A 23625-nucleotide genomic window follows, 5' to 3' on the forward strand; every position below is an offset into this window, starting at 1 on the left:
ATGCAGATAGAATGCTGAGACCCGTCGAAATTGGCCACTCCATCTTGAATCAGTCTCAATGTCTGGGAGGCACTCTGAAGTGTGTAATGAACTAGGCCCGATTAAACCGCCAACGCCGCGATACGAAGTGGTTTTGCAGACCGGCTTGCGCGTTCCAATGCGGGACGGCGTTGAGCTCGCCACGGACCTGTATCGGCCTATTGGTTACACTGGGGAACTCGGGTCAATCCTTATCCGAACTCCATACGGTAAGACGCCCTATCGCTGTCCGGTTGAGCCTCGCCACAAAGTGGCAAGAATGTTTGCTGGACAAGGGTTCGCTGTACTTGTGCAGGAGCGTCGTGGCGTCTTCGATTCCGGCGGCGTATACGCTAGGGAACATATAGGGGACGACGGTTATGACACGCTGTCCTGGATTTCGCAGCAGCCATGGTCGAATGGACGCGTGGGCACATATGGGTGCTCGGCGCTTGGTATCGCGCAGGTTTTGCTGGCGCAGTTGTGCCATCCAGCCCACCGATGCGCAATTGCGCAGGGATCGGGCGGCGCGAACGGCTCTGCCGGAGGGCGATATCGCAACGGGGATCTCCGTCTCGGCGGTGCGGTGGAGGTTGCCGCGTTTGTCCCCTGGTTCCACCAAACCGCAGCGAAGGACCGGTCCCGAGTGCAACCGAAAAGCGATGAGGAGTATCAGCGGGCTTTCGCGTCGCTGCCGCTCGTCAACATGCTTAAGAGCCTTGGGGGACCGCCGACTGACTGGGAGGACTGGGTCTCGCGTGACCCAGGCGATCCCTGGGGGGATCGGAATGGGATGCTTAGCGAGGACTCGACCATCGACGTCCCAGCCCTGTTCGTGAACTCGTGGTACGACGTGGGGGCTGCCGACGCGCTTCACCAGCAGCGCGTTTTTAGTGCTCGCGGATTGAGCCCGGCGGCACGCGATCACCAACATATCATTCTGTCGCCAGCCACGCATTGTGGCACCGAGAGTCTCAAAGCCCCGACGGTTATCGGCGAGCGCGAGCTGGGCGACGCGCGCCTGGATTGCTGGCAGATCTACCTGGACTGGTTCGACTGCTGGCTGAACGACAAGCCCGACCGGATCGAGGGAATGCCCCGCGTCCAGTACTACGTGTTGGGTCGCAACGAGTGGCGTGCCGCGTCAGAATGGCCCCCTCTTGGTGTGGAACTGCAGCACTGGTTCCTCCGCAGCGGCGGGAATGCCGCGACCCGTCTAGGCGACGGGACTCTTGATGTAGAGCCTCCGAGTGCCGACGAGCCGGCTGACACGTTTACCTACGACCCTGGGGATCCGGCGCCGTTCTTGGGGATGGACGGCGGGAAGTCAAGTGGAACTACTATAGGACCCCGCGATTACCAGGACGTCCAGCTTCGTCCAGACGTCCTCTGCTTCACTTCACCGCCCCTCACAGAGGGCATGGAGGTTACCGGATTTGTCCGGGCGGTCCTCTTCGTCTCTTCTTCGGCCCCGGACACGGACTTCGTGGCCAGACTGTTGGACGTACATCCCGATGGCCGTGCGATTGACGTGGTGGACGGGATACTGCGCGTCCGCTATCGCGAGGGCTTTGATCGGGCTGTTTTCATGGAACCGAGCGTTATATGCAAAATCGAGATTGATCTCGACGCCACAAGTAATTGGTTTCCGGCCGGCCATCAAATTCGCCTGGAAATCACTAGTTCGGCCTTCCCGCGGTTCGACCGCAACCTGAATACGGGAGGTAACAACTGGGACGAAACTGAATGGGTAGTGGCTCGGAACACGATTCATCACTGCGAGCAGTTCCCCTCCCACGTACTGCTTCCTGTGATGACAGCGATGGGGTCCCATGCCGGCAAGGCGAATTTGAACAGCTTGCCGCCTGGCTAGCCTACCTCCACTATTTCAAACAAACGGTGATAACAAGCTGCGATCGGTCGGGGAGCCCGTCGCTTCTCACATCAAGCAGCTTGCCCCATCGGCCCGCGTCAATCAGCATGGAATGGGGGTCCATGGATCGGCACATAATGGCGGTGAGACTCACAATTGATGTTTTGCACAGCGGCGTAGGCGCGCTGTCACATTGATTTAAGCAATAGGGAAATTGGGGTGGCAACGCGCCATCATTGAGTGCCGGACCTGCTAGAGAAGCACGGTTGAGTTTCTTTTCAAACAACTTAGCAACGGCACAGAGTTCATCGTTGTACTGTGAATGCGACGAACACACCACCGTGCAGATAGAATGCTGAGACCCGTCGAAATTGGCCACTCCATCTTGAATCAGTCTCAATGTCTGGGAGGCACTCTGAAGTGTGTAATGAACTAGGCCCGATTAAACCGCCAACGCCGCGATACGAAGTGGTTTTGCAGACCGGCTTGCGCGTTCCAATGCGGGACGGCGTTGAGCTCGCCACGGACCTGTATCGGCCTATTGGTTACACTGGGGAACTCGGGTCAATCCTTATCCGAACTCAATACGGTAAGACGCCCTATCGCTGTCCGGTTGAGCCTCGCCACAAAGTGGCAAGAATGTTTGCTGGACAAGGCTTCGCCGTACTTGTGCAGGAGCTTCGTGGAGTCTTCGATTCCGGCGGCGTATACCCTATGGAGAATGAAAGGGACGACGGTTATGACACGCTGTCCTGGATTTCGCAGCAGCCATGGTCGAATGGACGCGTGGGCACATATGGGTGCTCGGCGCTTGGTATCGCGCAGGTTTTGCTGGCGCAGTTGTGCCATCCAGCCCACCGATGCGCAATTGCGCAGGGATCGGGCGGCGCGAACGGCTCTGCCGGAGGGCGATATCGCAACGGGGATCTCCGTCTCGGCGGTGCGGTGGAGGTTGCCGCGTTTGTCCCCTGGTTCCACCAAACCGCAGCGAAGGACCGGTCCCGAGTGCAACCGAAAAGCGATGAGGAGTATCAGCGGGCTTTCGCGTCGCTGCCGCTCGTCAACATGCTTAAGAGCCTTGGGGGACCGCCGACTGACTGGGAGGACTGGGTCTCGCGTGACCCAGGCGATCCCTGGGGGGATCGGAATGGGATGCTTAGCGAGGACTCGACCATCGACGTCCCAGCCCTGTTCGTGAACTCGTGGTACGACGTGGGGGCTGCCGACGCGCTTCACCAGCAGCGCGTTTTTAGTGCTCGCGGATTGAGCCCGGCGGCACGCGATCACCAACATATCATTCTGTCGCCAGCCACGCATTGTGGCACCGAGAGTCTCAAAGCCCCGACGGTTATCGGCGAGCGCGAGCTGGGCGACGCGCGCCTGGATTGCTGGCAGATCTACCTGGACTGGTTCGACTGCTGGCTGAACGACAAGCCCGACCGGATCGAGGGAATGCCCCGCGTCCAGTACTACGTGATGGGTCGCCACGAGTGGCGTGCCGCCTCAGAATGGCCCCCTCTTGGTGTGGAACTGCAGCACTGGTTCCTCCGCAGCGGCGGGAATGCCGCGACCCGTCTAGGCGACGGGACTCTTGATGTAGAGCCTCCGAGTGCCGACGAGCCGGCTGACACGTTTACCTACGACCCTGGGGATCCGGCGCCGTTCTTGGGGATGGACGGCGGGAAGTCAAGTGGAACTACTATAGGACCCCGCGATTACCAGGACGTCCAGCTTCGTCCAGACGTCCTCTGCTTCACTTCACCGCCCCTCACAGAGGGCATGGAGGTTACCGGATTTGTCCGGGCGGTCCTCTTCGTCTCTTCTTCGGCCCCGGACACGGACTTCGTGGCCAGACTGTTGGACGTACATCCCGATGGCCGTGCGATTGACGTGGTGGACGGGATACTGCGCGTCCGCTATCGCGAGGGCTTTGATCGGGCTGTTTTCATGGAACCGAGCGTTATATGCAAAATCGAGATTGATCTCGACGCCACAAGTAATTGGTTTCCGGCCGGCCATCAAATTCGCCTGGAAATCACTAGTTCGGCCTTCCCGCGGTTCGACCGCAACCTGAATACGGGAGGTAACAACTGGGACGAAACTGAATGGGTAGTGGCTCGGAACACGATTCATCACTGCGAGCAGTTCCCCTCCCACGTACTGCTTCCTGTGATGACAGCGATGGGGTCCCATGCCGGCAAGGCGAATTTGAACAGCATCGCTAGGTGTTTAGATTGTGGTATTCGGCTTTGCCCCCCGCCTTGAACGGGTTGTTTTGAAGTGCTGCGCTTCGAGATGATGACAAAACGTGGTCTGTGTGAACAGCCACAAGCATCAGGAAAGGAAGCGCAGCATGAAAAATTATGCCGGACTGGACGTCTCCGTGAAAGAGACCACCGTTTGCATCGTGAGAAGGGCGCCGAATTTGCCGAGAGATGAAGGTTGCTAGTCATCCGGACGATCTTGCTGACGCATTGAAGAACCCCGCATGGAATCTCGCCCGGATCAGGCTTGAAGCCGGCCCCTTATCCCAATGGTTGGTCTGGCGGCAGCCGGACTACGTGACCTGTATCGAGCCCCGTCATTCCAAGGCGTTCTCAAGGCACAGGTCAACAAGACCGACCGCAACCATGCTCGCGGCATCGCGCAGATATGCGGGTTAACCTGTTCCGGCCCGTGCATGTCAAGAGTAAGCGGTATTCTCGGGCCACGGCCTTGAGCTCGAGCTTGTTGATGTAGACCCAAGGCAGGAGATCGTCGATCTGGCTGTTGGGGTGGCCGTTGACGATCCTGGTGAGGACATCGGCGAGATAAGCCGAGCGGTTCGACACCATTGAGCTTGCAGGTTTCGATCAGCGAGGCGATGACTGCCCAGTGTTCGGCGCCGCCGTCAGAGCCTGCGAAGAGCGCGTTCTTGCGGTTGAGCGCGAAGACTGATTCATTATGCACCCCCTCTTCAAATGGCGGGAAACAGCGATTTCTGATTATCGTCGTTGATGATACGCGGAGATTTGCGCGCCAAATCGGCCTTGATCCGTTCATCTTCAAGGTCGCTGGCGCGGATCTGGTAGGGCGCGCCGCGCATGACCTGCTCGGCTGGTAATATGCCGTCCCTGACGAACCGGCGGATTTTGACGTGCGACACGCCAAGCTTCGCGGCCGCGTCCGACATGGTAAGCCACTCGCCGTTCTTGTCGGAAGACCGATAGCCGCTGATCTTGTGCACCGTGCGCAGGGATTGGACGCGTCGCGCCGTCCAGGTCTTTCCCTGACCCGTCTTCATGCCCATGCGGTTGAGTGTGGCGGCGATTTCGGCATCCGACCATCGCGTTGCCATGGATCGCATGACCGCCAGAGCCTCCTCAGGCGTACTCTGGCCATGCTCTCCGGATTTGGACTTGCGAACCCTTACCTGGGAATGCTGGCCCCCATGCCAATGGATGGTCAGGATCACATCGCGCGCGTCGTCATCGACGTCCGCCACAATGTCCTTGATGAGCGCGCGCAGCAGTTGCTGACGGAACCGCATATCGACACCCGGCGCATTCCAGGCGGCTTCGAGATCCTGGGCGAGGCCGGTGAAGTCAGGGATCGCGTCGACAGGCTCCATACGCTGGACTTCACTGAGCCGGGCCTCGCAGGTCTCCACGCGCCTGAGCCTAGCTTCCCAGTTCCTCTCGAGCTGGGCCGCTATAAGCCGGTTCTCCGGGTCGCAGGCGGCGTAGCGGCGCTCGGCGAGCGATGCCTCATAGCGTGCCTGCTGCAGGTCCATCTCGATCATCTGCCGCCGCCTGGCTTCGCTCTCCAGCTGCATCTGTTCAGCCTCCAACGCCGCCTCGATCGCCATCGGCGCAACCGCCTCCAAGGCTTCGCGGGCCACCGCCGCATCGGTGCGAAAGCCGTTGAACGACATGCATCGCGCCTGCGCCATCATGGTGTTCTCGCAACGATAGACCGGGTAACCTTGGCCACGTCCGGCATACGTGACAACCAGTCTTCGCCCGCATCGACCACAGGAGAGAAGACCCGGGAGCAACGCGCGACCGCCGCGGCCCGACTTGACGCCGCCGGCTTTGCCATAGGCGTTGGCGGCGAGAAGTTCCTGGTTCCGTTCGTACTCGCTCCATCCGATATAGCCTTCGTGATGCTCCTTGAGCACCACCGCCCAATCGCTGGCCGGCTTGTAATGACCATAGCTCTTGCGGACGCGGCCATCCACGATCTCGGTGCGCTTCTCGCTCTTACCATAGACATAAGCGCCGGCGTAGAACGGGTTCTTCAGGACGGAGATCACGTTGCGGTAGCGGACCGGAACCCAGGCGAAGGACACCATCTTCTTGCCGTCGGAGGGTCTGGGGAAATGCACGCCATCGTCGATCATCGAGATCAGGACCTGGCGGGCACTGCCGAGTTCGCGGAAACGCGCGAATATCAGGCGAATGGTCTCCTGCAGGCGTATATCGGGATCGAACCCGAGACCGTAATCCCGGTGCCAGACGTAGCCGAAGGGCACAGAGATGCGCAGTTCGCCGCGCTGTGCCTTGGCGCGGTCAGCTTCGTACATGCGAGCACGCAGCACCCCGAGTTCGAACTCGCTTATGCTCCCCTTCATGCCGAGCAGCAGGCGATCGTTCGGCAGTCCCGGATCGTAGACTCCGTCCAGATCGATCACCCGTGCATCGACTTCGCCGCACAACTCGAGCAGCCGATGCCAGTCCGGTCCGTTGCGAGACAGGCGGGACGCCTCCAGGCAAAGCACAGCGCCCACATGACCGGTGCACAGATCGTCGACCAGGCGTTCGAAACCGGGACGTTCCACAGCTCCACTTGCGGTGCGTCCCAAGTCCTCGTCGATCACCTCAACCTTGCGGAATCCCCAGCGCCGCGCGACGTCGACCAGCTCATATTGCCGACGCTGGCTCTCAAGATTGAGCTGCACTTGCGCCTGCGTGGACTGACGTACATAGACAACGGCCTTGCGCTTGAGGATGGTGGCCGGAATCAGATTACGGCTCGTCATCGCGGCTCTCCTCCGTCACGATACCGGCGGCGGCCATCAGCACATTGGCGAGCCGGGCGATCACGATCGTTCGTTGCGCTGCGCTCAGCCCGACTAGCTTGTGCGAGTCGAGCGCATGCTGAGCTGGCGAACGATCACGAGAGATCGTGTCGGTGGCGGCAAGGTTCTCATTTTGAGTCTCCCCGATGATGAAACCATCCGGAGAGCCTCGCCGGAAACGGCGCTGGATCAAGAGCTTGTTCAGTTCAAGCAGTGCAGCAAGCGACGCGCGCGGGGAGCCCAGATCCATTGCTGCGCACGGGACTTCGACCTCCTGCCCAACATGGGCAGAATGACCCCGAGATTGCGATCGGACGGATCGAGCGTTCGACGGTGTTGCTGTCGATCTCGATGCGGCCGTCGTCAAGGAAGTGCGAGAGGCCTTCCCAGCGTGAGAGCGTGTAGCGGATTGCCTCTGCGAGCTTGGTCTTCTGACTGATCAGGCCGAGCTTCTCACGCAGCCAGGGTTCGAGATCGGCGACGATGGCGCGGCTTTTGTCCTGACGCATCGCGCGGCGCTCGTTGGCCGATCGGCCACGGATGTCATCCTCGATCTTGTAGAGTTCGGCGATCCGTCTCAGCGCGTCACTGGCGATCGGCGCGGGACCGGCTGCTGCCAGTTCATAAAAGCGCCGACGGACATGCGCCCAGCAGAAGGCGAGCGTGACGCCGCTTTTGTCGGCCAGCACGCGATAGCCGCCATAGCCGTCGACCTGCAAGATTCCGGTGAAGCCTGCGAGATGAGCGATCGGACGCTCGGCCTTTCGGTCCGGCGCATAGACATAGGCGACGCCCGGCGGGTCGCTCCCCTCCCATCGTCGGTCATCGCGGGCATAGGCCCAGAGTTGACCTGTCTTAGTCTTGCCGCGGCCGGGATCGAGCACCGGCGCGGTCGTCTCGTCGGCGAAGAGTTTTGCCGAGGACTTCAGCTTGCCAAGCAGCCGCTCATGCACCGGACGCAGGTGCCAGGCGGCGCGGCCGACCCAGTCGGCGAGCGTAGAGCGATCGAGATTGATACCCTGCCGGGCGTAGATTTGCGCCTGACGATAGAGCGGAAGGTGATCGGCATATTTTGAGACCAGCACCTGGGCGACCGTTGCCTCGGTCGGAAGACCACCCTCGATCAGCCGGGCCGGCGCCGGAAGCCTGAACCACGACGTCCTCGCAGGCGCGGCAGGCATATTTGGGCCGGCGCACGACGATTACACGCAGCTGCGCCGGAACGATGTCGAGCCGCTCGCTCACGTCCTCGCCGATCCGATGCAAGCCATTGCGGCAGCATGGGCAGGCATGGTCCTCGATGTCGACGACCATCTCCACGCGCGGCAGATGGGGTGGCAGCGCGCCCCGGTTGGCCCGGCGCCTCGTGGCCTTTGCTTGCCGCTCGGCGGGAGCAGATTGCTCCTTCTCTTCCTCACCGGCGGCCTCGATCTGCTCCGCCTCTTCGAGCCCCAGCAGCAATTGATCCTCGGGGAGCGTCTCGGCACGCCGGCCGAAGCGGTGACGCTGCAATTCCTTGATGATCTGAATCAGACGGGCATTCTCGACGTCGTGCGCCAGGACCATCGCCTTCAGCGCGTCCGGATCGTCGGGAAGCTGGTCAGCCGTCATCGCCATGAACGGATCAGACCATATTCGCCGACAGCCCGCGACAGCGGAATCTAGGCTGATTCACTTCGTCGCGGGTCAGCCCGCCTGGGCTGGCACGCGGGTCCGGCGCGCCTCATGGACTCGCCGCCAGTCGAGACCTTCGAGTAGCGCCGAGAGCTGCGCGGCCGTCAGCCGCATCATGCCGTCATGCACTTTCGGCCAGCGGAACTCCCCATCCTCCAAACGCTTAGCAGGCAAACCCCGGTGCCATCCCAGAAGATCAGCTTGATCCGGTCAGTCCGCTTCGCCCGGAAGACGTAGACGGCCCCGCTGAACGGATCGGCCCCCATTGTCTCTCGCACCAGCGCCGCCAATCCCTCCGCACCCTTGCGGAAGTCGACGGGCTTCGTCGCCACCATGACCTTGACCGCACCCGTCGGCCCGATCACGACGTCGCCTTCAGCGCGCGGATCACTGCGGCCACCGTCTTGGTATCGGCGCCCCGGCCGACGCGCATCGCGATGCCGTCGATCTCAAGCTCGATCATGCCGGCATCTCGGGTGGCTTGCCGTTTCCGCTGCTTCGGTGAACGGCTGGCTGCAGGTTCCGCCGCCGCCACAACCGCCGGCACAAAGGCAGGAGAATCTTGCTGCACCGAAGCGGCCTGTTTGCGCGCTTCGCGGCGCCAGGCGAAGACCTGCTGCGGCCTGAGACCATAACGGCGGGCGACCTCGGAAATGATCGCATTCGGCTCCAGCGTCTCTGCGATGATCCGCGCCTTGTCATCCACCGACCAGTGACGCCGACCGCCGGCACCGTTGATCACCTCGAAACGCCGAAGCTGCCGCTCCGGGTCAAGCGTAAGGTCAAGTCCAGACACAAGCCGATCTCCGATCCCAATACAGGATCGGCAACCTCACAGATCGCGACCACTCCCGAAAGGTGGTCCGGAAACACCGCTCTGATGTCCGCTGTCAAGGTTTGGAACGCATGAGGTCGCCCGATCCGAGGAACGGCTGCTCATTCTGATGATCGCGCATGGGTGGGGAGGCGGAACTGAAGGACGTCGGTGATCAAGCTCTGATGCGCGGGTTGGCTACCGCATTCCCGATTGTGCGTCCGGGGCTGTTCCTATCTTACTGCGGGCGTCGGTCGATTTGCCGGCCACAAAGCGTCTGACGGGCATTCCCCTGCCGTGGTCCCGCCTCCGCCCATGCGCGATATGTGCGCCATCGCGGCGAGCGATCAGGTGACGCGCGCCTCCCTTGCGACTGCCCACATAAAGCCGACCAGTTCACGGGCGATCGCGGTGCAGACGACCGTTGTCCGTTTGCCCCGAGCGCTCAGCATGCGGTAGCGGGCTGTCAGGCGGGACTGCGCCTTCCAGGCGATCTCACGCACCTTCGGTGACGCCTGCTCCAACCGGTATAGCTTCGCCTTCCCGACCTTGGGCGGATGTCGATAGGTCCAGGCGCTCTCGACCAACATGTGGCGAACCCGACCGTTGCCTGCCTTTGTGATGCCGCCGCGCCGGACTGTCTCCCCGGTTGAGCGCTCGCCGGGGACCCGACCGAGATATCCCATGAGCTGGCGTGGGCTTTCGAACCGGCTGGCGTCGCCGACTTCGGTGACGAACGTCACGGCGACAATTAGGTCTACCCCACGCAATGTCTGAAGCGCCCACACGATCGGTGCCAGCGACCAGGCCGGGACGAACTCTTCGATCACACGCTCCAGCCGCTCGACCCGCTCTTTCGAGACGCGCACCGCCTCGACCATCTCCTGGAGTGCGATCTGATGCGCGGGATGATCGAACCTTGTTCCTGAAGCCAGCGTAGATAGCGCATCGTCCAGCTCTTCTTTCGCGGATAGCTACGGCCGTGCTTGAGCATGAATGCGCTCACCTGCTGGCGATGGACCCGCAGCGTCTCGACCGCGCCCGCCCGCGCGCGAACAAGATCCCGTATGGACTCGTGCCCTTCATCGGGAACCCACACCGCGGTCAGCTCGCCGGCGCGCAATAGTCGGGCAAGGGAAATGGCGTCTCGACGGTTCGTCTTCACCCGATCGCCGGGCTTCCTTGGTATCAATGATGGTGCAACCACGGTGCACTCGTGCCCGAGCGACCGGATCAGGCGATAAAGGCCGTACCCGGTCGGCCCAGCCTCATAGCAGAAATGCACGTAATCAAAGCGGCTGGCGATCCGGCCTATGACCCGCCGCATGCTGGTCGCCGACGCGTCGACCTCACCGAAGAACCGAACCTCTCCTTCCCGGCCTGCCTCCGCAATCGCAATAGCGTTCTTAAGCTTCGCAACATCGATTCCGACAAATGCTTCTCTATAATCCGCCACGGCTCGTCCTCCTGTGGTGAGGATCGGCTCGGCCCGTCCGAGCAACCCTCGGACGCGCAGTGTAGGGCGAGCCACCTCATCGGCAGAGGCGGACATACGGTCTTACTGTCAAGACGCTGACGACCCAGAATCGCCGGGCGCTGCTGACGGCCCTCAAGTCGCTTCAGGAAAAGGCCATCGCCATCGAGAACGACATCCGTGGCCTGTTTCGTAACTTCGGTCTCAAAGTTGGCATTGTCGACGGCCGGCAAATTCGCGGATCGCATCCGGGACCCTTCCGGTGACATTCCGGAACTCGAGACATCATGGAGACGTTGCTCACCGCCCGTCGGAAACTTTGCGAGCAGTTCACGGTGCTACACGAAAGACTGTTGTCGATCGTGAGGGGTGACACGGTTTGCAGGCGGTTGATGACCGTGCTGGGCGTCGGCCCTATCGTTGCACTGGGTTTCAACGCCACGGTCGATATTCCTGCCCCCTTCAGGAATTCGAAGGACGTGGGGCCGTATCTCGGTTTGACGCCGCGGTTACATCAATCAGGCTAGGATAATCGCGTCGGCAGGTCAGCCTAGGAAGCTTGAATGGGATTGACTTCAACACGCCGAATAGACAAGTCCAGGCATTTGGTGGAGCGGATTGAGAGTGAAGCGCTCGGGCTGGGAAGCCCATGCCTTGCAGATGAACTCGTAGGGTGAGACCTTTGAGGGCCTTCAGCCTGCGGCCGAAATTTGTAGGCCGCAACAAAGTCGGCAAGATGCCGACGCAGTTGGTCATGATCGTCGTAGTGGAAACGCTTGCCCGTCGCGTCCTTGATGGTGCGGTTCATTCGCTCGACCTAGCCGGTGGTCCAAGTATGCTTTGGCTTCGTGGTTCGAAGCACAGCGCGACGATGCGGCCCCCGAACGTGCTTGCGGGCTTCCTGGCGCCGCGACGAGCGCTTGCAGGCGCTGACGGTCGCTGGCCAAAACGGTGAAGGGGGATGCTATTGCGCATGCATCTAACTCGCACGCCAAACCGCAAAACGGAATCCCGAAATCGGACTCTTTTGATCCGATCAATCCACTATGAGACGCCGATTCCGAAATAGCGGGTGTGGGCGACATTGAGGATGCGATTGATCAAGCTTACGAAGCTGTGTCCGCCGGCCGTTGCAGCTGTGCCATAACTGGAGTGTATACCAAGGGCCGGCACCGAGTTCATCTCTAGGACAAACGGTTGGCCTGAGCGATCGATCCGGAAATCGACGCGGGCATAGTCCCGGCAGTGGCAGGCACGGAAGGTCGCAACCGAAATATCCCGTAACATCGTCTCAAGCCCGCTCTCGATTTTCGCCGGGCAAATCTTGGGCACCGCTGCGGCCGCCACGTACTTCGCATCCCAATTCATAACACGCGTTTCGCGGTCACCGAAGTCCTGCTCCACTAGAGGCAAAACTTCGGGCTCCCCGTTTCCGAGCAACGCAACGCAGATTTCCCGCCCCTCGATGTATTCCTCCACTAGCGCATCCTGAGCATGCTGCGTGACGATCACTTCGACGGCCTGCCGCAACTTAGAGTGTTCATGTATGATCTGCAATCCGAAGCTGCAGTCCTCCTCCCGCGGCTTCACTACCACTGGGAATCTCAGGTCGCCGGTGTTCTCGGTGCCGCGACGCATCACGCGAAAGTTCGGAGTCGGCACGCCCTGATCGCGGATGAGCATTTTGGTAATGACTTTGTCTCCCGTCAGCCCAATCCCGAAGGGGCTACATCCAGTGTATGGAACACCGGCCATCTCAAGCATGGCAGGAACATGAGTGTAACGCTTTTCGCCCTGAATTCCCTCCGCCAAGTTGAAGACCATTCCCGAGGGGCGACCTTGCGGATCAGGTGGCATGAACCGCTCGAGACTGGCGAGCAGTCCTTTATCGCCTTCACACACTACCGTCTCGTGGCCGCCCTCTTGAAGTGCCGCCACCACATCTTCCAACGTGCCGCTATGCGGCCAAGGCTGCGGCGGCTGCGGACAAGGCTGACCGAACCGGTTAATCACACCGTTGAAATCACTGTTCGTTACGATGGCTACTCGCATGAGCTATCTCCTTTGACGTTTGTCTGCTGTCACGAAACCAATGAAAACTGGATGGAGGCCAACCGCTATATCAACATTGACGACCTGCACGAGTACAAGAGGCTCGAAGCACCATGGCTGACCCTTTTCACAACCCCCTCCACAAACATAGGTCCACCACCCGGTTCCCTCTCCGGTTCCCGACCCTTTCCGCTGGCGGTGCTCTTTTTGCCCAAGTAGCTCGAAAGACGGCGAGTTGGGTTGCGGTACCATCAATAAAGCCTTATGCAGGGTTTATGCCAAAACAGATGATAACCGGCGGATGAGAGCGCTCCGACGCGAAATGATCGCTTCAAAAACCGTGCCAACCTCGCAAAATGCACGTCGGCCAGTGCTTTGAGTTTGATATCAAACTTACGGTCATATCAGGTACTAAACTGGCCCGCACAACCACTATGTCGCAGGCGCGACAAAATCCGACAGAGATCGTATCCCAGGGGACGAGCGGCGACCCATCCGCAGTCTTTTGACGCTCGCCGGTCCCTTACATCGAGCCCTGGCGTCCAGAATTGAAGTTGGGCGAAGGCGATCCGCATAATCGTATGCCCGGCCTGGCCGGCTTCAACGTGCGAGCGCTGCAGCAGTTTCAACAATGATGGCGAGTCGGCATAAATCTTCTTGAGAGGCTGGCGCTTAATCCCGGAACAAACGCGGCAATCAGCACTTCGCCTTGCTCATTTCGATGACGGCCATAGTGTTATTGCGCGCTTCAAAAGCTGGACAGCGATTCCGCTAATTCCCGGACAGCGTTTTCACAAAAGTCCGACAGTTCGTCGAGGTTGGTCCTCGGCAGCCTGGTTGCTGTAGGGCTGATTGATTTCGGTGTTCTCGGAGTCGGTCAAGAGGGCCGAGGCTTTTTTCTTCGGATGCTCTCGCCCTGAAGGGCGATGCGGTGTGCATTGTGCACGAGCGGTCGTGTATAGCGTCGGCGACCGTGCTGTCGTTAATAAGGTCGTGCCAGCTTGCCACGGGGACCTGGGCGGTGATCAGGGTGGATTTTCTCTGATAGCGCTCCTCGACGATTTTCGAAGAGGTGGAAGCGCTGCTGATCGGAGAGAGCATGGTTGCCGAAGTCGTCGTGGATGAGCCAAGTGGACACGGGTGAGCTTGTCGATGAGGCGGGGAAAGGAACCATCGATGCGTCGCTCTCGAACAGGATAACAGTGCGGCTTCGGAAAAGTCCGGACAGGCTTTCCGGTAATCTCAATGATGAGATCCGCGCCCGCCGTTCCAAAAAAAGGTTCGGCACGAAGCCCGCATTTTTTGCACTGGGCTTACGGCGTGCTGATCCACTGTTTCGTCATTACTATTCCCGAGCCTTGCAACCGAGCCGGAAGCGTCAGGCGAATGCAGGATTCCTGCGCTCGTAGAGCGTCCCAGCTTGGTCAGCACAACCTGACGATACGCGCCATCTTGGCGGCAAAGGCATTTGACGCAGCTGAATTGTCACGATCAGACGGCAGTTGGATCCTCATTGGATGGCCAGTGTTGCAAAAATCACAGGCTGGAGATCGGACTTGCGCCCTGGTGAATTTCCGCCACCGCATCGGGGTCGGTCTTCAACCCGGCAACTTCGACTTCCCAATTATAATAGAGACCGCGGCCGGGGCTTTGGCGGAGAGGGTCAGTCCTGGCGATGCCTCTCTCGAGCCGGCCTACATTGCAGCTGCCAGGCGGTTGGTTGAGCGCGGAGCCGTCGCGATAACCAGGGACTGCGGCTTCAGTATCTGGTGCCAGGCTGCACTGGCCACGTCTGTCAAACTTCCCGTGGCCATGTCGAGCCTGCTACTGGCGCCCACGCTCCTCCGGCAGCTTCCGGCCGGCGCAAAGCTCGCCGTCTGGCCGCAGACTCAAGACACTGCGGCGAAGAGCTGCTGGGCATGGATTCATCCGCAGGGGCAAGAGTAGCCATCGGCGGCATCGAAGGTAATACGCGGCCGGCTAGTGTTACCGAAATGGAGTCCCCGGGTTGCAGTCTGTGTCGCGACTTCGCGCCGCACATCCCAAGATTGACGCACTCCTATTTGAATGTACATTGTCCCCGATGGTGACGTCAGCAATCCGTCGTAGGACAGGACTGCCCATCTATGACGCCGCGCCCCTTTATCGAATGACATTCGCGTCCGTGGCTTGACCGCTTGGAGGCCGTCAGGTGCTTGAGCGCGGCAGTCTCAAGTTTTAAGGGGTGGCAGCGTGGAATCTGCTCCTCGCGAAAGAAGGAAGCCCCAGGCGACTTTCGATCGTATATGCCGCGGCTAGGACGGAGGTGTCGGAATAGCGCGCGCCGACCAGTTGTAGCCCGACGGGCAGCCCTTGATCATCCAGGCCCGATGGAATCGATGCTGCTGGTTGCTGGGTCAAGTTGAAAGGGTAGGTGAAGGGCGTCCAGTCCACCCACCCCTTGTAACTATCATCCGGCACATTTCGCCCGACGGGGAACGGCGCGATAGGCATCGTCGGTGTGACCAAGAGATCGTAATTTTCGTGGAACTTCGCCATCAGAGCGGAGAGCTCGAACCGCATCGCCTCAGCTTCCTGAAATTCGGTAAGGGTGATCTTCAGCCCGCGTTCGGCACCTTCCAGAAAGCCAGGATCTAGTAATTGTCTTTGCTGTTTGTTCATTCGTGACACAATACGGGCGGCGCCAGCGAACCAGAATGTAGAAAACACCTCCACCGGATCCGCAAATCCCGGATTGACTTCGGCCACCTCGGCCCCAAGAGCTCGAAGCTGGTCGATCGCATTATCGGTAACGTTTTGGATATCTCGCGCCACCTTGACATAGCCGAGGTTCCGACTGTAGCCGATCCGCAGGCCCCTGATGGTGGTCTTTGCTGGATCGGGGTCGAGACCTAGGTACGCCGGACCCGCATAGCCATCGCGAGCGTCCTTTCGTGCAATCACATTCATCATCAGGATCGCATCCGCAACGGTGCGGGTCACCGGCCCCAAATGAGACAGCGTTGTCATGGCGCTAGCTGGCCATTGCGGAACGATGCCGAAGGTTGGCTTGAAGCCGAAGGTCCCCGTGAAGCTCGCCGGTATCCGGATTGATCCCCCGCCGTCGCTACCCTGATGAAGAAAGCCAAGGTTGAGCGCAGCCGCAACTGCCGCCCCTCCCGACGACCCGCCTGGTGTCAGGTCAGGATTCCAGGGATTGCGGGTGATCCCGTAGACCGGGCTGTCTGTTACCCCTTTCCAGCCAAATTCTGGAGTGGTTGTCTTGCCCAGGATAACGCCACCGGTCTCACGGATACGGGCTGGAACAGGGGCGTCTTCAGTCCAGGGTCCCTCGGTGCTGCCGGACAATGAGCCACGTCTTGTCGGCCAGCCTCGTGTCAAGGTGAGGTCTTTGATGGTGGCCGGAATGCCATCTAGTACTCCGGCTGGTTCCCCCTTCATCCATCGACCCTCCGAGGCCCGGGCAGCAGACCTGGCCCCTTCGTGGTCGACGAGGCAAAATGCGTTCAGCGCCGGGTTGTTGGCGTCGATGCGGCTGAGACAGTCATCGACGACTTCAACAGGCGAGAGCTGCCGCCTTCGGTAGAGTTCCAGGCATTCGCACGCCGACAGACCCTCAAGAGATGTTGGCACGGATGAACGAGTTTTCATTTTACGAGGTCCGCTACATTCAAGCCTGGCATAAGACGGCAGTTATTCATTCGTTCTGCGGCCCTTGTCAGACCGATCATCAAGACGTCGGACGGGATCCCAACGTGTTCTCTACGAGCTTGATCCAGTACGATGTTCCATAAGGAATCGCCTCGTCGTTGAAATTGTAGGCAGGGTGATGCAGGCCGGCGCTGTCACCGTTCCCGCACCAGACGAAAGCACCCGGCCGCGCCTGCGCCAGGAAGGAGAAATCTTCCCCCCCCATTACCGGTGGCGTCTCGAGCACATTGTTTTCACCGGCCACGCCCTTGGCCGCGCTTCTCGCAAGGTCGGTCTGCTGGACCTCATTGAAGAGAATTGCGTCGAAGCTCTGAAATTTAATATCTATCTTCGCGCCGGTTATCTGGGCGATGCCGGCGACCACTTCGCCCACCCGCTCCTTCACGAACTTGCGCACCTCCGGCTTTAGCGTCCGCATGGTGCCCACCAACTCCGCTGTTTGCGGAACGACGGGGACTAGTCTCTGCCCGGACTGGAACTGGTGGAACGAAATTCCTGCCGAGTCGACAGGGTCAATGTTCTGAGCCAGGATATGCTGCAGGGCCGTCACAAGCTGAGCGCCGACCAGAATCGGATCGATGCATTCATGAGGCCTTCCAGGGTGCCCCCCTCGCCCTTCAATGCTAATTTCTATGCTATCAGTTGCCGCCATCACTGGACCTTGCCGGATTCCGAAGACACCTACCGGCAAGCCCGGACGATTGTGCATTCCGTAGATGTGCTCGATGCCGAACCGCTCCATCAAACCGTCATCTAGCATGGCAACGGCGCCGGTACCGATCTCCTCGGCAGGTTGGAAGATCATGACCGCCGTTCCAGCGAAATTCCGAGTATCGGCAAGATAGCGCGCGGCACCCAACAGCATCGCGGTGTGGCCGTCATGCCCACACGCATGCATCAAGCCCTTGTTCTTGGACGCATAGGGCAGATCGGTCGCTTCGTTGATCGGCAGCGCATCCATGTCAGCGCGCAATCCGATAACCTTTGGGTTACCGTCGCTCACGACGCCGTTGCCCTTGATGACGCCAACGACGCCGGTTTTGCCGATGCCGGTCGCGACGGCGTCGCAGCCGAATTCGCGCAGGCGCTCGGCGACAAATGCCGAAGTACGGGGGATGTCGAAGCCCAGTTCGGGATGTGCATGGATGTCCCGGCGCCAAGCCACTATCTCGGGGAGAAACTCTGCGACGCTATTGAGAATTGCCACGGGGACTTTCCTTTCTTGCCGGTTGCAGGCGAATTTCACGCTTTGTCCTTGCGAGAGCCGGGAGACCCGTTTCCGCGCTGCCGGGAGCACAGCATCCTCTGTGCGACGTAGGCACCCCAGCTATTCCGCCGACTGAAGCCGCTCCAATTAGCCGGGGACCGACAATCCTGAATTCCGCTCCGCCCAGAATGTAGCAAGTGCCAAAGAGCTTGGTTGCGCGAAGGGCGCCTTGGTCCCGCAGAATATCATCGTTTTTTGGTCATTGGCGCATAACACCTGCAGGCTGAGAGGAGGTGCCCTGGTATATATGCGGGACCATTCAAAATAGGACAGCCGACATTCAGAAGTGCGGGACAACTGCGACCCGCGGAAGGCGCGTGGTGGTTGCCTGGGCGGGCTCTTTTGAAGGCTACTCTTCAGCAATTGGCAGAGCAAACGACGCCTTGATCCGATCCATTACAACGATTGTCTTGAACCCCTTTACTTCAAGATGTTCGTAAAAAAAACGACGGGTAAACGCCTCGTACTCGGCCATGTCCTGAGCAGAGACCGTAATAATAAAATCCGCTTCACCCGTAACGTAGTAAGCGTTCATGATCTCAGGCGTCCGCCGAATTGCCTGCTTGAAACGATCGATGATATCGGCGCGATCGCGCTCGAGAGTGATGGATACCAGCAGGAGCAGGGGCCGACCGACGGCTTCCGGTGAAACTATGGCAACGTCCGCTTCGATGACGCCAGCGTCTCGAAGTCGCTTTAATCTCCGCTGACAAGCGGTAGCCGATAGTCCGGCAAGTTCGCCCAATTCCTCTGTCGTAAGGCGATTGTTGCGCTGCACGACGTTGAGAATCTTCCGGTCAATTCGATCCAGATCCATTCACAATCTCTGCTCATGATGATATCGGCCAATGCCAAGGCCGCCAGTCCGTACGTCCAAAATGTAGCAAGTGCCAAACGCCCTCTCGGCGCTAAAGTCGGTCCAAGTCGCAGAAAATCGGCGTTTCTTTCGCCATCTGCGCACAATACCGGCATAGTATAACTATCTGAGGGGTGCCGCTGAATCGATGGGCGTTGCTGGTGAGCAGTTGCGGGCCAGCGCAAGAACGGCAGATTCGATCGGGTGGGGGCGATCCCCGGTCGAAAAGATCCTACCGATCTCGTTGCTCAGGCGCAGAAAACATGAGTTGCAGCACGCTCGCATCAGTTCGAGGCAAGCGTGTTAGGGAGCGACATCACCAAGGGTGTCGGCGTTGCAGCATAAATCGGAGACCATGAGAGTCAGGCTATGAACCGGCCCCGGCTTTCGGATGCCTTACGGCCCTCGCGCGTCGGCCGCGAGTGAACTATGATCCGCATGGGTGTGGGGCTGGAGGAGAAGGTCGTCGGCTCAGTCAGGCTAACGTCGCTCCAAGCACTGGTAAGAAGCCCTATCCGCGGTCTGAGAATTACCCAAATTGATCTCTCGTGAGGCAGTTGTTGCAGCTGCATTCCGTCGAGACGCTTCAGTGATCCGCGAGAATGGCTCGCGATCTCTGCGTGAATCGCGGTTTGGCGCAGGAATGCGGCGTGGGAGACCGAATGTTAGACCAAAGTCGGCACGAGCACCGTGTAAAATGGGCAGGTCAGCGCAGACCAGTCTGGCGGCATTCTTACCCTTGCCGGAACGATCGCCTGAACAAGGTAGCTCAACCGCCGTCCGCACTCCCAGGAGAGAAAGCCATATGCTTCCCTTGGACATCCTCCGAAAGGAGTTTCCAGCCACAGCAAACGCCATCTACATGGATGTCGCGAACCAGGGCCTCATATCAAGCACAACATTGGCTTCAATCGAGCCTCATTTGAACAATCGGCTGCATGGCCTAAACGACGAAGAAAGAATGCTCGAACACGTCGAGCGTACTCGCGCTAGGTTCGCACAATTTATCAATTCAGATCACGATGAAATTGCAATTACCAAGAATGCATCGGAAGGCATCAACATCATCGCTAATGCGATCGATTGGAGAGATGGAGACAACGTCGTTCTATGCCCAAAATTGGAACACGCAAATAATATCTTGCCATGGATTCAGATCAGAGACCGCTACAATGTCGAGTTGCGAGTCGTAGAGCCGGATAACGGCTCAATTCCCCCTGATGCATTCGTAAAGGCGATTGATTCTCATACCCGCGTTGTTGCCTTGGCGACGGTGACGATGGTTCCGGGGTTTCGGACCGTCATGGAGCAGATATCCGAAGCCTGTAGGCACTACGGTGCATTTCTTTTGGCGGACGCGACGCAATCTGTTGGGATACTCCACACCGACGTCAATCGACTTGGCGTAGACGGTGTAGCAGTGTCCACTGTGAAGGGTTTGATGGGTCTTTATGGATCGGGTTTTTTATATTGCCGTAAAGAATGGGCCGATCGGCTGAGCCCGGCCTATCTTGCGCGCTTCAGCGTAGATTTCGGAAACGCGCCAGAATCAGCTCCGGTACCTAGTTTTGTAAAGTTGCGCTCTGGCGCGCCCCGCTTTGATATCGGGCATTACAACTTCCCTGGCATGTTGGCTGCATATGCATCAATGGGCCAGCTACTTGATATCGGAACCGAGGCGATCGACCAGAGCGTTACCTCACTCGCAAAACGTATGGCCACTGGTCTCTTAGATATCGGGCTTCCGGTCTGCGGCGGGCCACCAGGCGCTCACACTGGAAGTATCGTAGCCGTTGGCGATTCCAGCGATCTTGTTGAAGGGCGCCCAGTCGACGCCCGCATTCGGTCGCTTCACGAGCATTTCACGAAGAACGGGGTAATCGTCTCAATACGCAGAGGCATGCTCCGGTTTTCCCTGCATCTTTACAACACCGCCGATGAAGTCGATCGCGTAATCAATCTGGCCAAGAGCTGGTCGAAGTAAGAGCGACACGGCTAGTTCATGCACACAGGAGAGTACATGTCGACCCAGAGCGCCGAGACTATCGGACTTCTCCAAGATCTTATAAAGATCGAGAGCATCAATCCATCGCTGTCGCCAAAAGGTAGTGGAGAGCAAGGTGTAGCCAAGTTCCTCGAGGGTTTTTGCAAGGAGCGGAAGCTGGCTTACGGGATACAGGAGGTGGCCGATGGTCGCTCGAATTTCCTGACCTGGGTACCTGGGAAAGAACCCGATAGGCGTATTCTATTCATTGCTCATATGGATACCGTTCCTATCGATAGGTGGGAATCAGATCCATTCTCGGGTGAGCAACGGGACGGGCGAATATATGGGCGAGGTAGCTGCGACACAAAAGGCTCACTTGCAGCTATGTTGATTGCGCTTAGCTCACTTGGTGAACGGCAGCCCCGGGCCACGGTTGTTGTGGCAGCCAGCATTGACGAAGAGTACCGCAAACTTGGCGCCCGCGCTATAGCCGATTCCGGTGTCGCTTATGAGGGTGCGGTAGTCGGTGAACCCACCGAATTAGAGCTCGTTGTAGCTCACATGGGTTCTGTCCGCTGGCAAATCGAGGTTCAGGGTGTACCGGCTCATACGTCGAAGCCTCATCTCGGAGTGAACGCGATCACGGGCATGGCCAAGGTGGTATTGGCACTTGATGAGCACCATCGATCCCTTGTGTCTCGGGCGCAGCACCCATTGGTAGGGTCATCACAGCTGACCGTGAGCCTCATCGAAGGAGGTTTGGAACTTACCACTGTACCGCCGGTATGCCGTATCTGGGTCGATCGGCGTCTCATACCCGGGGAGCGGCCGCAGGACGCGTTGGCGGAGGTAGAAAGCATACTGGAAGGCCTTCGCCAGGGCGAAGACAAGATCAATGTTCGGTCATTGCTTCCCGCATTGGAAGACCCGCCTCCAATCAGTTCCGGGTCGAGCAAAATTGCAGCAGTCGCAGGAGCGGCTTGTGCCCACGTCGCGGGGACCGGAGAGCAGAAGGGAGCCACCGGCGGCTCGGATGCAAATCAGCTGTCATTGGCTGGGATCCCGTGTGTGATTATCGGACCCGGGCGTACTGCCCAAGCCCATACGAACAACGAGTTCGTTGAAATCGATCAACTGACCAAGGCTGCTGATTTGTACCAGAGAATCATGCTCACATATTAGGAGTGGCCGGCCTGATGGGGGTGCTCAAACCCCGTCCATTGGGCCGCGGACGCCCCGGATGCTGCATGAGCGTGGCGGCCGCAACGTCCCGATCTTCGCTGGTCTCGTCGGCGCTTCCCACGTAGATCTTGCCGCCCGTGCTTGAAATTCTGTTGCGACAGGCAGAGTGCGTCTTCACCATAGGGAGGGCATGATCTTCCACCGGAGACGCAGAGCCACCGAAAATTTGGCGCTCATATGCGGATAACGTACGGCAAGTGCCTAGGAAATGCAGATTTTCCGCGACAAGAAGAAATCCTCGGGGAAAACAGCCTCTTGTGACGTGATACGAAGAGAAAGTATGCGGACAGGACGAATGCCTGATCCGTTCGAGGAATGCCTGTTTTGAAGGACTCGACGAGATGAAATATGAGAAGCCATTTCCGCCCGAGGAGTTTCGGCGTCGTGTTCATGACGTGAAGCAGCGGATGGAGCGAGCGGGGCTGGACTTGCTGATCTGCCAGGATCCCGCGAATATGTATTGGCTTACCGGCTTTGACGGCTATTCGTTCTACGTGCCTCAGGTGGTCTTAGTGCATCTCCAGTCGGACATGCCCCTCTGGTTCGGACGTTTCGTCGATGTAAATTCCGCTTATATAACGACGGATCTGCCTAGAGAAAATATAAGCTCATTTTCCGATCATAGACTTCAACATCCAGAATTACATCCATTTGACGATCTTTGCGAGCTTATCAATTCGCGCGGCTGGGGATCTGATCGAATCGGTGTCGAGCTTAACGCCCACTTCTATACTGCCCGAGCACATCAACATCTCGTCAAAGGCCTTCCGAATGCAAAATTCTCTGATAGCCGCGAATTAGTCAATTGGGCACGGCTTATAAAATCTGACCTTGAACTAGTCTACATGAGAGAAGCGGGCCACCTTGCAACGCATACGATGCAGACGGCAATCGCTAACCTAAGGCCTGGAGTGCCGCAACATGAGGTCGTCGCGGAGGTGTACCGGGCCCAGACACGAGGGGTGGACGGTAAATATGGCGACTCTAGCGGTCCTCCTCTTATCCAGACTAGCGAACAAACGAACGCTCCGCACCTCAGTTGGACCGAGGAGCCCTTGCCGACCTCTGGCCTGGTTCTCATGGAGTTCGGCGCCACCCGACGCCGCTACTGTGCGCCGCTGTGCCGCACCGTCCACATCGGAAAGCCACCCGCAGAGGTCTCGCGTCTTGCTGAGGTTATAGTGGAAGGCGGGGATGCTGTGCTCGAGATGGCAAAGCCTGGTACCGTCGTTGAGGAGCTTAATGCGGTGTGGCAAGATATCCTCAAGCGGAACGGGTATATCAAGATAGGCCGCTCCGGCTATTCAATCGGACTCAACTTCCCGCCGGAATGGGGCGAACGCACGGTTAGTATTCGCGCGGGCGACAAGACCATCCTACAACCAGGAATGTGCTTCCATTTTCAGTCGGGGGTTAGGCTCGAAGGGTTCGGCGCCGCCATCTCTGAATCATTTATTGTAACCGAAAGGGGCGGTGAGCGATTGGCAGATGTTGATCGCCGCTTGATCGTCGTGGACTAGGTGATTTGGATGTGACCCAAATCGTTTTGCGATCTCACTGGGTCCGTTCGAAGCCGGTTGAAATTTGTTTCTGCGGCG

General features: G+C 58.9%; 15 protein-coding genes and 6 pseudogenes. 8 read left to right on the forward strand and 13 right to left on the reverse strand.

Annotation, left to right across the window (positions count from 1 at the left end; genetic code table 11):
• The first annotated feature begins 157 nt into the window (after nt 1-157).
• The 3 genes and pseudogenes from EOA16_RS15820 to EOA16_RS33165 form a co-directional block, all read left to right on the forward strand.
• Nucleotides 158-1891, forward strand: coding sequence for a CocE/NonD family hydrolase (locus EOA16_RS15820; protein ID WP_245455948.1), 1734 nt, complete (start codon nt 158-160; stop codon nt 1889-1891).
• Nucleotides 1892-2389: 498 nt separating this feature from the next.
• A complete protein-coding gene (locus EOA16_RS15825) occupies nt 2390-4156 on the forward strand; it encodes a CocE/NonD family hydrolase (RefSeq protein ID WP_245455949.1) in 1767 nt (588 codons plus the stop codon).
• Between the two features lie 88 nt (nt 4157-4244).
• Nucleotides 4245-4582 (forward strand): annotated as a pseudogene (locus EOA16_RS33165) (IS110 family transposase); the annotation flags it as partial.
• 44 nt (nt 4583-4626) lie between these two features.
• Here the strand turns inward: EOA16_RS33165 and EOA16_RS15835 are convergent.
• The 7 genes and pseudogenes from EOA16_RS15835 to EOA16_RS15860 all read right to left on the reverse strand — a co-directional run.
• Nucleotides 4627-4819: pseudogene (locus tag EOA16_RS15835) on the reverse strand (transposase domain-containing protein); the annotation flags it as partial.
• A 28-nt stretch (nt 4820-4847) separates the two neighbouring features.
• Nucleotides 4848-6911 (reverse strand): recombinase family protein, encoded by a 2064-nt coding sequence (locus tag EOA16_RS15840; RefSeq protein WP_063169338.1) that lies wholly within the window; start codon nt 6909-6911, stop codon nt 4848-4850.
• Nucleotides 6898-7200: a hypothetical protein gene (locus tag EOA16_RS32665; RefSeq protein ID WP_063169337.1), complete on the reverse strand. Its 303-nt coding sequence runs from the start codon at nt 7198-7200 to the stop codon at nt 6898-6900. The genes EOA16_RS15840 and EOA16_RS32665 overlap by 14 nt, the downstream gene beginning before the upstream one ends.
• Nucleotides 7201-7249: 49 nt before the next feature.
• Nucleotides 7250-8567: pseudogene (locus EOA16_RS15845) on the reverse strand (IS66 family transposase); the annotation flags it as partial.
• Nucleotides 8568-8636: 69 nt separating this feature from the next.
• Nucleotides 8637-8989 (reverse strand): annotated as a pseudogene (gene tnpB, locus EOA16_RS15850) (IS66 family insertion sequence element accessory protein TnpB).
• Nucleotides 8986-9420, reverse strand: a complete 435-nt coding sequence (locus tag EOA16_RS15855; protein ID WP_063169336.1) for a transposase — start codon at nt 9418-9420, stop codon at nt 8986-8988. Before EOA16_RS15855 ends, tnpB begins: the two are co-directional and overlap by 4 nt.
• A 365-nt stretch (nt 9421-9785) precedes the next feature.
• A pseudogene (locus EOA16_RS15860) lies at nt 9786-10990 on the reverse strand (IS110 family transposase).
• A 314-nt stretch (nt 10991-11304) separates the two neighbouring features.
• On the opposite strand from EOA16_RS15860, the gene EOA16_RS33170 reads away from it, so the two are divergent.
• Nucleotides 11305-11439: an IS110 family transposase gene (locus EOA16_RS33170; protein ID WP_224570036.1), complete on the forward strand. Its 135-nt coding sequence runs from the start codon at nt 11305-11307 to the stop codon at nt 11437-11439.
• Nucleotides 11440-11487: 48 nt separating this feature from the next.
• Here EOA16_RS33170 and EOA16_RS15870 read toward each other — a convergent pair.
• The 3 genes and pseudogenes from EOA16_RS15870 to EOA16_RS15880 all read right to left on the reverse strand — a co-directional run.
• Nucleotides 11488-11768, reverse strand: a pseudogene (locus tag EOA16_RS15870) (integrase core domain-containing protein); the annotation flags it as partial.
• A gap of 188 nt (nt 11769-11956) precedes the next feature.
• Complete coding sequence (locus EOA16_RS15875) at nt 11957-12964, reverse strand: ATP-grasp domain-containing protein (RefSeq protein WP_063169333.1); 1008 nt, start codon at nt 12962-12964, stop codon at nt 11957-11959.
• A 771-nt stretch (nt 12965-13735) separates the two neighbouring features.
• Nucleotides 13736-14065 (reverse strand): ATP-binding protein, encoded by a 330-nt coding sequence (locus EOA16_RS15880; RefSeq protein WP_272482847.1) that lies wholly within the window; start codon nt 14063-14065, stop codon nt 13736-13738.
• Nucleotides 14066-14067: 2 nt separating this feature from the next.
• Here EOA16_RS15880 and EOA16_RS33515 point away from each other — a divergent pair, with 2 nt between their 5' ends.
• A complete protein-coding gene (locus EOA16_RS33515; protein ID WP_164548505.1) occupies nt 14068-14373 on the forward strand; it encodes a hypothetical protein in 306 nt (101 codons plus the stop codon).
• Between the two features lie 808 nt (nt 14374-15181).
• Here EOA16_RS33515 and EOA16_RS15890 read toward each other — a convergent pair.
• From EOA16_RS15890 to EOA16_RS15900, 3 genes are all read right to left on the reverse strand, one after another.
• Nucleotides 15182-16615, reverse strand: a complete 1434-nt coding sequence (locus EOA16_RS15890; RefSeq protein ID WP_063169332.1) for an amidase — start codon at nt 16613-16615, stop codon at nt 15182-15184.
• Nucleotides 16616-16694: 79 nt separating this feature from the next.
• Nucleotides 16695-17882: a M20 aminoacylase family protein gene (locus EOA16_RS15895; RefSeq protein WP_063169331.1), complete on the reverse strand. Its 1188-nt coding sequence runs from the start codon at nt 17880-17882 to the stop codon at nt 16695-16697.
• Nucleotides 17883-18291: 409 nt separating this feature from the next.
• Entirely contained in the window at nt 18292-18759 is a 468-nt protein-coding gene (locus tag EOA16_RS15900) for an Lrp/AsnC family transcriptional regulator (protein ID WP_063169330.1), read from the reverse strand.
• 844 nt (nt 18760-19603) lie between these two features.
• On the opposite strand from EOA16_RS15900, the gene EOA16_RS15905 reads away from it, so the two are divergent.
• From EOA16_RS15905 to EOA16_RS15915, 3 genes are all read left to right on the forward strand, one after another.
• Entirely contained in the window at nt 19604-20782 is a 1179-nt protein-coding gene (locus EOA16_RS15905) for an aminotransferase class V-fold PLP-dependent enzyme (RefSeq protein WP_063169329.1), read from the forward strand.
• A gap of 36 nt (nt 20783-20818) precedes the next feature.
• Nucleotides 20819-21967, forward strand: a complete 1149-nt coding sequence (locus EOA16_RS15910) for a M20 family metallopeptidase (RefSeq protein WP_063169328.1) — start codon at nt 20819-20821, stop codon at nt 21965-21967.
• A 401-nt stretch (nt 21968-22368) separates the two neighbouring features.
• Nucleotides 22369-23547: a Xaa-Pro peptidase family protein gene (locus EOA16_RS15915; protein WP_063169327.1), complete on the forward strand. Its 1179-nt coding sequence runs from the start codon at nt 22369-22371 to the stop codon at nt 23545-23547.
• Nucleotides 23548-23625: the final 78 nt, after the last annotated feature.

Source organism: Mesorhizobium sp. M7A.F.Ca.US.008.03.1.1 (assembly GCF_003997495.1).
In the GTDB taxonomy this organism is placed as follows: Bacteria; Pseudomonadota; Alphaproteobacteria; order Rhizobiales; family Rhizobiaceae; genus Mesorhizobium.

Bases quoted from the DNA above. Each gene is read 5' to 3' on its own strand.
- EOA16_RS15875 (WP_063169333.1), bottom strand. From the start codon at position 12,964: ATGCGAGTAGCCATCGTAACGAACAGTGATTTCAACGGTGTGATTAAC.
- EOA16_RS15880 (WP_272482847.1), bottom strand. From the start codon at position 14,065: ATGCTCTCTCCGATCAGCAGCGCTTCCACCTCTTCGAAAATCGTCGAG.
- EOA16_RS15825 (WP_245455949.1), top strand. From the start codon at position 2,390: ATGCGGGACGGCGTTGAGCTCGCCACGGACCTGTATCGGCCTATTGGT.
- EOA16_RS15910 (WP_063169328.1), top strand. From the start codon at position 20,819: ATGTCGACCCAGAGCGCCGAGACTATCGGACTTCTCCAAGATCTTATA.
- EOA16_RS15890 (WP_063169332.1), bottom strand. From the start codon at position 16,615: ATGAAAACTCGTTCATCCGTGCCAACATCTCTTGAGGGTCTGTCGGCG.
- EOA16_RS33170 (WP_224570036.1), top strand. From the start codon at position 11,305: ATGACCGTGCTGGGCGTCGGCCCTATCGTTGCACTGGGTTTCAACGCC.
- EOA16_RS15840 (WP_063169338.1), bottom strand. From the start codon at position 6,911: ATGACGAGCCGTAATCTGATTCCGGCCACCATCCTCAAGCGCAAGGCC.
- EOA16_RS15820 (WP_245455948.1), top strand. From the start codon at position 158: ATGCGGGACGGCGTTGAGCTCGCCACGGACCTGTATCGGCCTATTGGT.
- EOA16_RS15905 (WP_063169329.1), top strand. From the start codon at position 19,604: ATGCTTCCCTTGGACATCCTCCGAAAGGAGTTTCCAGCCACAGCAAAC.
- EOA16_RS15900 (WP_063169330.1), bottom strand. From the start codon at position 18,759: ATGGATCTGGATCGAATTGACCGGAAGATTCTCAACGTCGTGCAGCGC.
- EOA16_RS15915 (WP_063169327.1), top strand. From the start codon at position 22,369: ATGAAATATGAGAAGCCATTTCCGCCCGAGGAGTTTCGGCGTCGTGTT.
- EOA16_RS32665 (WP_063169337.1), bottom strand. From the start codon at position 7,200: ATGGATCTGGGCTCCCCGCGCGCGTCGCTTGCTGCACTGCTTGAACTG.